General features: G+C 60.9%; 1 protein-coding gene. It reads right to left on the bottom strand.

The window, feature by feature from the left end; all coding sequences use genetic code 11:
* On the bottom strand, positions 1–238 hold a 238-nt coding region (locus F2P46_RS39555), incomplete at both ends, for a transposase (RefSeq protein WP_208296984.1).

Genomic DNA, 238 nt, shown 5'->3' on the forward strand with positions numbered 1-238 from the left:
GTCACGATGAAGCGCGTGTTCTCGCCAAGCGCCATGACCTCGGCCTTGAGCAGCACGCGCCAGGCCTTCGGCCACGAGCGCGCCTTGTAAGAAAATTCATCGAACAGACGCACCGCATTGGGCACCACGTCCTGCGATTGCGCAGCCACCCACCGGTCGATGGCGCGAAGTCTGGTCGGCTCGGCCATCGCAAGGAGCTTGGTGTTGCAGGCGAAACCAAAAATGAAGTCCATGTTCG

Source organism: Massilia sp. CCM 8734 (assembly GCF_011682155.1).
Classification (GTDB): Bacteria; Pseudomonadota; Gammaproteobacteria; order Burkholderiales; family Burkholderiaceae_D; genus Telluria_A; species Telluria_A rubra.